The sequence below is a fragment of the Limnohabitans sp. DM1 genome, assembly GCF_001269385.1.
Taxonomy (GTDB): domain Bacteria; phylum Pseudomonadota; class Gammaproteobacteria; order Burkholderiales; family Burkholderiaceae_C; genus Limnohabitans_A.
In genome coordinates this window covers 76,226-86,682 of record NZ_CXOO01000047.1, presented here as the reverse complement: position 1 = coordinate 86,682, position 10,457 = coordinate 76,226, and the positions used below count along the sequence as shown (strand labels likewise).

Annotated in this window: 4 protein-coding genes and 1 pseudogene; 3 read left to right on the top strand and 2 right to left on the bottom strand. The window is 51.8% G+C overall.

The annotated features are described in order from the left end of the window. Positions 1-192 (bottom strand): annotated as a pseudogene (locus AMM33_RS17545) (ISL3 family transposase); the annotation flags it as partial. Positions 193-701: 509 nt separating this feature from the next. Next, positions 702-971: a hypothetical protein gene (locus tag AMM33_RS22090; RefSeq protein ID WP_194945541.1), complete on the bottom strand. Its 270-nt coding sequence runs from the start codon at positions 969-971 to the stop codon at positions 702-704. Between AMM33_RS22090 and AMM33_RS22750 the strand changes: the two genes are divergently transcribed. From AMM33_RS22750 to AMM33_RS17530, 3 genes are all read left to right on the top strand, one after another. Then, positions 852-1,157, top strand: coding sequence for a response regulator transcription factor (locus AMM33_RS22750; RefSeq protein WP_194945540.1), 306 nt, complete (start codon positions 852-854; stop codon positions 1,155-1,157). The two genes, AMM33_RS22090 and AMM33_RS22750, sit on opposite strands and share 120 nt — an antisense overlap. Before the next feature lie 21 nt (positions 1,158-1,178). Continuing rightward, positions 1,179-1,376, top strand: a complete 198-nt coding sequence (locus AMM33_RS17535) for a hypothetical protein (RefSeq protein ID WP_194945539.1) — start codon at positions 1,179-1,181, stop codon at positions 1,374-1,376. A gap of 256 nt (positions 1,377-1,632) precedes the next feature. Beyond that, the gene (locus AMM33_RS17530; protein WP_090142563.1) at positions 1,633-10,377 is read left to right on the top strand and encodes a two-partner secretion domain-containing protein; all 8,745 of its coding nucleotides are present in this window, start codon (positions 1,633-1,635) and stop codon (positions 10,375-10,377) included. The last annotated feature ends 80 nt before the right edge of the window (positions 10,378-10,457 follow it).

Genomic DNA, 10,457 nt, shown 5'->3' with positions numbered 1-10,457 from the left:
CCATTGGCGTTTTTGTCGGTCATGAATGCCTTGATCGAGCAAGCCACACACGGGGCAGGCCAGACGCTTGGCATCACAGGTGAGATCAAAGTCAATGCGACGGCGGGCCGTGTCAAGGTTGACGTTTTCAACGCGCCACGGGGCAGACAAGCCCAGCGCACTGGTGAACAAAGATTCGATTCCAATAGCCATTTACGGATCTTCAGTTGATGAACGGACATCCGCCATGAGGATTTGTGAGCAGCCGACTGCGCCTGTTGCCAACAAACACCACCGGGCTCGGTTGCTGCATTGTATTTTTCAAGTCAAGTTCCACACGGAATGACGAAGAGCCGTTTGCCAACAACCCCGGCATTGGAATCCGAATCTGCAATGCGGTTGGCGAAGCCGTTGTTCCGAACCCTCTGCAAGTGTTCAAAATATCACATAAGTCAGAATGCCTATCGACAAGCGGGTTCAGGCTTTGGCTTGTATTCGGTCTCTGAATTGTTGGAGCTTCTTGGTATTGGCACCCGCCTTGAATCAGGCCTGCCATCTGTCCCGCAGCTTGTGTGGGATGTTTGCATCTGTTGAAAAATACCGAAAAGATGAATCTTTAACCTTGATTTCTTGTTAAATTTTGTTCGGTTCATTTGAGTTTTAGTTGTGAATTTAATTTGCTATAAATATTAATTTTGTGTTAAATATTGAATATTAAAATATTAGTAATTGAAGACGATGAAGTCTTGCGTATCGCCACGATTGAGCTGCTGATACAGCACAGTCATCAAGTGGCTGGCGTGACATTGGCCGAGGATGTTGATGACAAATTTCCGGACTTTTTGCCCGAGCTTTAAGTCATTGACCTGAATTTGCCGGGGGAAGCCGGGCTCAGCCTTGTCAACAGAATACAGCAGAGCCCTCCACACACGACCATCATTTTGGCGTCTGCCCGCACCAGAATTAAGAATCGGATTGACGTGTATGCCCACGGTGCTGATGTCTATTTGCCCAAGCCCTTGGCATCAGAAGCATTGCTGACGGTGGTCGCCAATTTGGGCCAACGCATAAAAAGGCAGATGACTCGGGTCGACATGGGCATGGTTTTGAACACTTCACGGTTGTTGGTCAAAGGACCCATTGCACAAATCGGTTTGACACAAGCCGAGGTGGTGTGATCAGGCGCCTTGGCCCGTGCGGTGGATCGCAAACTGGAGCATTGGCAGGTGGCGCAACACCTGTCGGGAGGACCGGACATCAGCAAATACAACGTGGAAGTCCGCTTGGGTTGCCTGCGGAAAAAGCTGGTGTCTTGTGGTGCTGAATTGCCCGCCATCCAGTTCATTCGCGTTGAAGGCTACAAGCTTTGCTGCAATGTGAAAGCCATGTCGAACTGATCTTTCGGGCTTGGCATGGCTTGCTATAGAGATACTGAAATTCTTTATATTCAATGTGAATTTTCGAAATAAACGTCAAAAGCGATATTTTTTGAGTATTGTTGGTTTTAATCTCTGACAATCTGTAAAATTAGCAAAGCCTAAGCCAATTTACGCATCCCAAGTGCGTGAAGAGGCTGTTGCGCTTGCTGATTGCCTGGTTTTTCCTGCACACAAGCGCATGCCTTGAACCCATCGCACCATCAGGAAAGCTGCAATGAACAACATCTACCGCGTCATTTGGAACGCCTGCACCAACGTCTGGCAAGCTGTGTCAGAAATTGGCCGATCTGGCGGCAAAACCCAGTCCGTGAGAAAAGGTGCTGGCGCTTGCGGTCAAGGTGCATTGCGTTCATTTGCCGCGACGTCGGTGATGATGGCTTGTGCGATGGCGCATGCGCAAGGGGTGTCACCGACCTTGCCTGTGCTTACAACAGACAGTGCGAAGACTCCAGCAGTTAATGCATCCGTTGCGACTGCAGGCAACGTCATGACGGTTACGCAGACTGCTGCAAAAGCTGTTTTGAACTGGGAAAGTTTCAACGTCGGAGCGGACAAAACCGTTTCATTTGCTCAACCGGATGCAGCATCGATTGCTTTGAATCGAGTGATTGGCGTAAACGCCGGAAGCCTGATGATCTCGCGCTCGTTGATTGAAGGGAAAATCACAGCCAATGGTCAAATTTTCCTGATCAACCCTGCGGGCATCACTTTTGCTAAAGGTGCTCAAGTTGACGTGGGCGGCATTGTGGCGTCTACACGCAACATCAGCGATGAAGACTTCAACGCTGGAAAATTCCTGTTTAAGGTTGATGAAGGTGAAGCGGGAACGATGGCATCGGTGGCAGAGATCCGCAACGAGGGCAAGATCAAAGCTGGCTCGGATGGGTATGTGGTCATGATCGCGGCCAAAATCGTCAATGCGGTGAACGTGAGTGACAAGGACACGCCATTGGCCGACAAAGGCGGAAAAATCACGGCCAAGAATGTGATGTTGGCTGCAGGCGATGAGGTTTTGCTCCAGCTTGCTGAGGGTGTTCCTGCCATCACTGTGAACAAAGGAATCATGGATGCGCTGATTGAGAATGGTGGCTGGATCACTGCTCAAGGCGGTCGTGTGTTACTCACAGCCGTAGCGCATGAAGCACTGATCAAATCTGCCATCAACAATTCGGGTGTGATTGAAGCGGGCTCAATCTCCATGGTGGGTGACGTCATCACTTTGGATGTGGCCAAAGTCCCCAAAAATGAGGCGTCAGATGGCAACAGCTACAAGCTCGACAAGAGTCAACTTATCGCTACAGGCCCCAAGGTTGAGGGCGTTGCGTCGATTGAGTTGACAGGCGGGACCATCACTTTGGCGAGTGGCAATGAGCTGATTGCAAACCACACTTCGGATGCTTCCATCAAGCTCAGTACTGCGGCAGATCTTTCAAACGCCGGCAGCATCATCACGGGCGCTGAAGGTGCCTCGGGCACGGTTGACTTGAAGGCCAGCGGCAACATCAAGAATGCGGCAAGTGGTCTGGTCAAGTCCGGGGCAATCACCCTGGATGGCACAACCATCAAATTGGAAGCGGATGTCACAGACCCTGATGCCATCGTCAAGAGCCAGTTGATTGCCAGTGCTGGCCCAATCGAATTGAAGGCTTTGGGCGCGATGAGCAACGATGGTTTGATCCAAAGTGGATCTTCCATCTCTCTGTCGGGCGATTTGATTGACTTGGGTAAAAACAGCCAGTTGTTGGCTACGAATGCAGCAGCTTCAATCCAGGTGACTTCCGCCAATCTCGACCTGAAAAACGCGGGCAGCATCATCACGGGTGAAGACGGTCAAAGCGGCACGGTAACCATGTTCGCTGGGATGGGTTCAACGCCGTCCGCAGGATCTATTGAGAACGCTGCGACAGGCGTGGTGAAGTCCGGCACGATCACTTTGAGAGCCAACAAGGACATCACGCTGACGGACAATAGCCAATTGATCGCCAGACAAGGTTCTGTGAGTTTGTCGGCTTTGGGTGATGCCTCGATCAATGGCTTGGTTCAATCCACCTCCGGTGTCTCCGAAGCTGCCGACATCACAGTCAATGCGGCCAACATCACCTTGAAGAGCAAGGCTGTGTTAGACGCCAGTGGCAATGTGGCTGGTGCGGTGACGACCAATGCTGCATTCAAGCTTAATGCGGAAGATGGCGCACAAGTCAAGACGCTCTCAAGCAGTGATTCGTCGCAGCTGGGTACTTGGACAGCCAGGGCTGCAGATGTTCATGTGCGTACAGTCGTGGTGACTGTGGCACCTGACCCCAACGACGCCACAAAAACAATCACAACAACGGGTCCTACAGGGGTGGATTTGTCGGCTTCAACGGCTGGCACAACAGGCACGCCCGGCGTGCTCGTGACCAGGGTCAACTTGCTCGATAAAGATCAAAAGGTCAATGCCACAGACCTGGTGGGTGACTTTTCAAAGATCCAGAAGGCTGCCAAAGCCAATGGCACGGACTTGACCACAGAATTGACAAAGCAAGGCTGGAACATCGTGGTTGATGAAGCGATGGAAAAGCCTGCCGCTTCCATCGTTACAGCAGACGGTCCACTTAAAGGTCAATCACTGCCACAAGATGTCACTTTGACCCTGCAGTCAGGGCGTGACATCACCATCAATGAAAAGATCAACTCGGGTTATGGCCGGGGTCGACTGAACCTGGTCCTGGATGCGTTGGGCGATGTCGTCATCGGCGAAAAGGGCAACATCACGACCAACAGCGGTAACGTTTATGTCGGTAATTTCAAACCAGCGGGAGCAACGCCTTGGCCCACCAGCATTACCGATGTAGACAAGGTCGATGCCAAAGGCCATGACTTTGTGATGCAGGCCGGTGCAAAGCTAGATGTCGGCGGAGGCTCGTTGGTGGTCAATGTCGACAACGATATCAAGCTCGGTAGTGGTTCAACCATATACAAGTTTGGCCAAACCGGACTGAGAAACGTCTTCAAGAAAACCGTGGTCAATGGCCAATGGGATTATTCTTTTACGCCAGGTTTTTGGTATGAAACGCCCAGCACGATCAGTTTGACGGCGGCGAAAGACATCACCGTGGCAGGCAACATCACTGCCAATTCCACCACTTTGAACATGACTGCGGGGCAGAACATTGTGGCCGCTGACAGTGGAAAAATTCTTCAAAATGGCTACGGAACTGTGGCTAACATCGTGGCCGATGGGGACATCGGCGCAGCGTCCAACGCTTTGCGCGTGGACGCGGACGTGAGTGCTCAGTCCTACCTGAAGGTGACTAACACAAAGGGCAGCAGTTACATCCGCAATGATCTTGGTTATTACAACAACATCGTACTCAAAACGACCGAGACAACCGATGGGGTCCAAAGTATCGATATGAAGGGGGACCTTCAGGTGCTGGCTATGGCCACGGCGAAGCAAAAGGACATCAATGACAATGATGTACCCGCTGTCTTGTCGATTGAAAAGGGCGGTGTCTTGTTGACTGGCGGTGTGGCTGGGCAGCTTCCAGGTAATTTGGAAATTCGGGCACCCAACATTTTGCTAACCAGTGGTTCGATCAAATCCACCGACGGCTCAACAGTGCCTGGCGGTGACCCTTCTTTGCAAGTTCCCCGTGGATCTTCAGTGATGCTGATTGCTCAATCGAATGATGAGCCCTCGGGTTACATCCGATCCAGCACCCCTGCTGACGCGAAGACGGACGGTCCCGATATCGATGTTGCCACGGGAACGGTATCGCTTAATGCCAAGAACATTGGCACTGAATCGGCCGGCTCTGAAGATGCTGTCAATTTCAAACAGGCGTTGGAGGTCAAGACCACCTCTCTGCGTGTCGCCAATGCAGGGGGAGATACCTGGCTTTCCAACAGCGCCTACAACACCTTGTCGTTCACCATGGACGATAACTATGGAACTGCAGAAGGACGCCATCACATCCTTTCTAGCAATGGCGACTTCTTCAACGTGGAGTCGACCAAAGATCGCCAACTGGTTGTTTATTCCATTGACCGCGCTGCTTTGAGCACTTCGCCTTCGCCATCTTCTACCCAAGGGCGCATGTCGGGTATTTACACGCGCTCAGACGAAAAGGCGAACAAAAACCTTGACCTGTCGTCTGCAATTTATGGCAAAGCGCGTGATCTCATCTTCATGGACGATGCTGTTGACGTGGGTTCTGCAACCCTGACGTTGAGTGCCTACAGTGGCGCGAGTGCGCTGGGTTATTCAGACAAGTTGGTGCAAGACAATGCCAAGCGGTTTGGCGAAGCTGACCATGCCAAGAAGTACATTGACGGAACCAACAAAGACACACCTCATTTGACCATGGGCAACTTGAACCTCTCCATGGCGCTTGGTGGCGCTCAAGCAGGCAGCTTGGGAGGGGGCGGTTACGACCTGAAAGTTAAAAAAGGCGGGGCGGCCAACCAACTCAATGCCGAGACCAACACCCTCAATATTTCCACTTTCAGTTCAGTGAAAAGCGGCGATGTTGCCTTGCATGAGTTGAGTGCCGCGCATTTCAAGGACATCACCATCTCGGACGATAGGCCCAACACAGCACATGCTGTCAATCTGAACCTTTACCATAACAATGGCGTGAAGGAGCAACTCAATTACACCGACGATGGCAGTTCCTTAAAGTTCGACAAGACTTCTGCCGCACTCAGTGGCTACAACCGAAATTTCCGCTTGTACGTTAAAAACAAAGACGTCGAGATCGGTGGGTTCGGCACTGCAGATGGCAAAGTCACGTCGGGTGACTTCACTGTGTATGCCGACAATATTGCGCTGAAGGGTGACATCACCACCACACACCGTGCCAACGAAAACGCTGGGTTCGATCGTGGCAACGTGAGCTTGACGGCCAACACCTACACATTACTGAGTGACACGCAAATTGACACCAACACCAAAGATGCCGAGGGCGCAGATGCGTCGAAGCCTGGCAACATTGACCTGGCTTCTCGCTCTTCGAGTTACGCCTCCAACATTGTTGGAAACAACTTCAGTTTGAATGTCAACGCGAAATCAAGCGATCCTTTGGTGGGCGGGGGCAACATCAATGCCGACGTTTTCACTACCGGTCTAGGCTCCGATGGTACTTATCTGAAAAATCTGAGTTTCACCACCAATTCGGTGGACAACAAATCCGGACAAGTTTCCATCACGGGCAGCAAGTTTTGGCTTACGGGTGATTTCAAGGCCAGCGGTGCGGTCTCCATGTCTGGCAACCAGACAACAAACTCAAACACTGATAGCGATTTCTCAATCCGTACCAATAAGGAGGGTACTGGTGACAGTGGTTCCATCACTTTTGATGGGACTTCGTTTACCTTGAACAAACGCTATGGTCATGCACTGTTCGACACTTCTTCAGTGACGGGGGCTGCGGGCAATGTCACCTTGTTGGACAGTGCTGCAGACAGCAAGCACATTAGCTCACTCACGGTGGGGTCTCTCAGCGTGAATGCGGAAGGCTCGACCGCGAACGGCAATATCTCAGTTGAAAACGTGACGACGACGGGACTGTCTGACTCCAGCTCCCGGACCTATTCCTATGCTGCTCAATCCTACGTTGCAGACAAGGTGACTTTGGGGGGGGATCTGATCACCAAGAGCGGTGACGTCACAGTAGATGCGAAAAAAGAAGTCGTGATTGCGAATGATGTAAAGATTCAAACCTTCAATGGCAATACAGATCTCTCTGATAGCAAAAACAAAATGGGCATTGCGGGGGATGTGACTCTGGGGGCTACAGGTGCCAAGCTTGTGGCGACAGGTCAAACACTGGAGATCGATGCCAGTGCAGGCCGTTCCCGTAGTTGGGGTGACAGTTCGTATATTGCTGATCATGGTCTGATCACCATGAACGCCAGCGCATCAGGTGCGACTGAATTCAAGAACCTCACATTGATTGGTTCAACGGTAGAGGGCGATTTCGCCACATCCAAATTCTCCACCACGGGACAGATGACCTTGGGCTTGCTGGATCAAGCCACGTCTAAATGGACAGGCATCAAGGCGGGTTCTTTGTTGTTGTTAGGTGAAAACAAGACGGACTACACCTTTACCGATGCTGAAATCGGCACATTGGCAGCCAATGCCACTGGTGCCTTGAAGGTCACTTCCATCAAGCCCTTAACGGTTGGCACGCTCAGTTATTCGGGCACGTTCGGCACTACAGCCAACGGCATCAGCATTGGTGATGGCAAGGAGATTGGCGGGAGTGTTGAGCTCAGCGCAGGCGCCATCACGGTGGCGGCTAACAGTCAGGTGGTCACACCTGTTGGCGAGATTAAACTCATTAGCAGCGACAGTGCCACGGGTGGTATCACCTTAGCGGCAGGCAGCCTTGTTAGTGCCAACGATTTGGTGACTTTGAAGACGGCCAGTACTGGCATCACCATGGGGGCCAACACCATCGTGGAGGGCTCGGCCGGAGTCTCTTTGACAGCGGATACAGGTGATATCGCCCTGGGGGAAAAAGTCACGGTGTTGGCTTCAGGATCTGGGGATGTATCCTCGGGTGATGTGATCTTGACCGCGACCAAGGGGGCCATCACAACGGGCAGCTCGAGTTCAGTGGCTAGCATCGTCGGTATGACCGCTATCCAGGCAGGCACTGGCATCACTTTAGGTGGCAACACCACTGTGAACGGCGAGACCGGCGTCTCCTTGACAGCGGATACGGGTGATATCACCTTGGGTGAAAAGGTTGAGGTCAAGGCTTCCCGATTCAGTGACGCCGCACCTGTCGGTGATGTGGCCATGATAGCGACAGCTGGGGCGATCAAGATCGATGCAGGTAGCCAGGTGATTGCTTATCAGGGCGCTACCTCTTTTGAGAGTAAAGGTGTTGGGACTAAAGGCGGTATCAGCATAGGCAAAGACGTTTATGTTTATGGCAAAGACGATGTCAATTTGAAAACACAGTTCGGTCAGATCAAAATTGCAGAAGATGGAACAAAGGGGTTGATCCACAGTTATCAGGGCAGCATCACGATCGCTGTTGGTGGCGAGGGTTCAATTGATGTTGCTGCGGGCAATACGCTTCTTGTTGGTCGTGATTCGGTAAGCAAGATCTCAACAGGAACTGGTGACATCACTTTTGCAGGGCGAGCTTACTATGCAGAAGGAGTAGGCAAGGATGTGTGGTTGGACATTTCTGCTGGTTCATCCAAGAAAAAAGGTGATGACACAGGCGGTAACGTCATATTTACCGGCAAGATCGATTCGAATGCTGGCAATCGCGCTGTGATTTACACAGGCAGTGCCGACAAGGCCGAAGAGAAGCCGGACAGCTACATCAGCCATTACACCTTGGGCTCTTATGTTTACGGGGCTGATGCAACGTCTGACCTCAGCAATGTACCAACCGCCCCTGTGGTTGTTGCCTTCCGCCAAAATGCTGGCAATTTGTCATTGAGCATTCCGAGCGAGAAGGTTTACAGCGGCAAGACATGGGTGAACCAGGTGGCAGATGACGCAGTCGCAACTCAAGAACAACTTGCTCTGGATGTGAGCGGACTGCGTAAATGGGAGTCTGCTTATGTGGACGCCAATCGTGGCCCGGCAAGTGCCTACGATTACTTGGCTCAGAACAAGTGGATTCCGAGAAGCTACAGTTTGAAGAGCGATTCAGGCGAGCTGAAAAACGTTGGCGATTACAAAGTCAAGTTTGTAAAAGATCCAACGGCCCCTGAAGTGACCAATCCAGTGGGCTATGGCGTTTCCGCGCCAGGCGGTTCAGACGCTACGGTGGATTTCAAGATCACGCCCAAAGAGTTGACCGTGAATGTTCAAGCGTCCAAGACTTACGACGGCAACGACGTGGCTACCTTGGACAAGGCCAGCTACTCGTTGACAGGTTTTGTCATGAATGAGAGTGCCACCGTTTCCAAAACAACAGGCTCCTTCAACAGCAAAAATGTGGAAGAAGCCAATTCAGTGACCACCACGCTGACGGCAGCGGACTTCACCCCTGATGCTGATAGCGGCTTTTTGGCCACCAACTATTCCTACAGCGTTGTGGCAGGGCAGGGCACGATCGCTGCCAAGAAGCTTGGCGCAGTGGCATTGAACCCCGCCAATACCTTCAAAAAGGTTTACGACGGCAACAGCACGGCCAATTTGACCGGGCTGCTGGACTTCAGTTTCACCGGACTTGTGGCCGGTGAGTCGATGAGTGTGGTCAATGGCCTGGGTCAGTTCGGTTCATACCGCGATGGCTTTTTTGTGGCCAGCAAGAACGTGTCGGATGTGAACTTGGTGCAGGTCTTGATGAGCAATCCGACTTACACCATGGGCGCTGGTACTTTGGCATCGAACTACCGTTTGCCCAGTGTGATTCAGTCAGAAATGAAGGGCCAGATCACACCACGCCAGTTGCTGGCAACCGCGAAAGCGGAAGACAAATTGTTTGACGGCAAAGTTGATGCCAAGGCGGTCATTTCGTTGGTCAAGCCGGACAAAGGTACTGGTGTGGTTGGCAATGATCAGGTCTCGCTGGGATTCCGAAGCGCAGAGTTTGTGGACAGCCAAGTGGGTGTGAACAAGCAGGTGTTCTTGCGCGACCCGTTTGCGCAGGGTGCTGACAGTGACAACTATGTGGTGTCTTTCGATGGCGAGTTCCCTGCCAAAGATGTGACTACCCAGGCGTCGATTCGACCGTTGAATTTGTCACCGGTTGTCATGGCGCCTCCTGCGCCGGTGCCTGTGGTGATTGCACCGCCTAACTTCAGCAATGGGCCTGTTCAGTCAATTGGTGGTATGGGTGTTGTGAATGTGGAGTCTTCTTCTCAGAGCATCGCTTCTGCCGATGATGCAGGCGGTATGACTGCTGTGACCATTGAGTCCTTGTTGGCCAACCAAGCTGGAGCGCCTAACCAAGTTTATGTGGTCGATGGCGGAATCAAGTTCGAAAAGTCTGACAAGTAAACCCGAGTGATTGTGAGAAAAAAATGAATATCAAATGTAATTTCGTGCTCGGTCCGCTCGGTATGACTTTGTTGTCCGTC

Coding starts and splice junctions, on each gene's coding strand:
- AMM33_RS17530 (WP_090142563.1), top strand. CDS start 1,633: ATGAACAACATCTACCGCGTCATTTGGAACGCCTGCACCAACGTCTGG.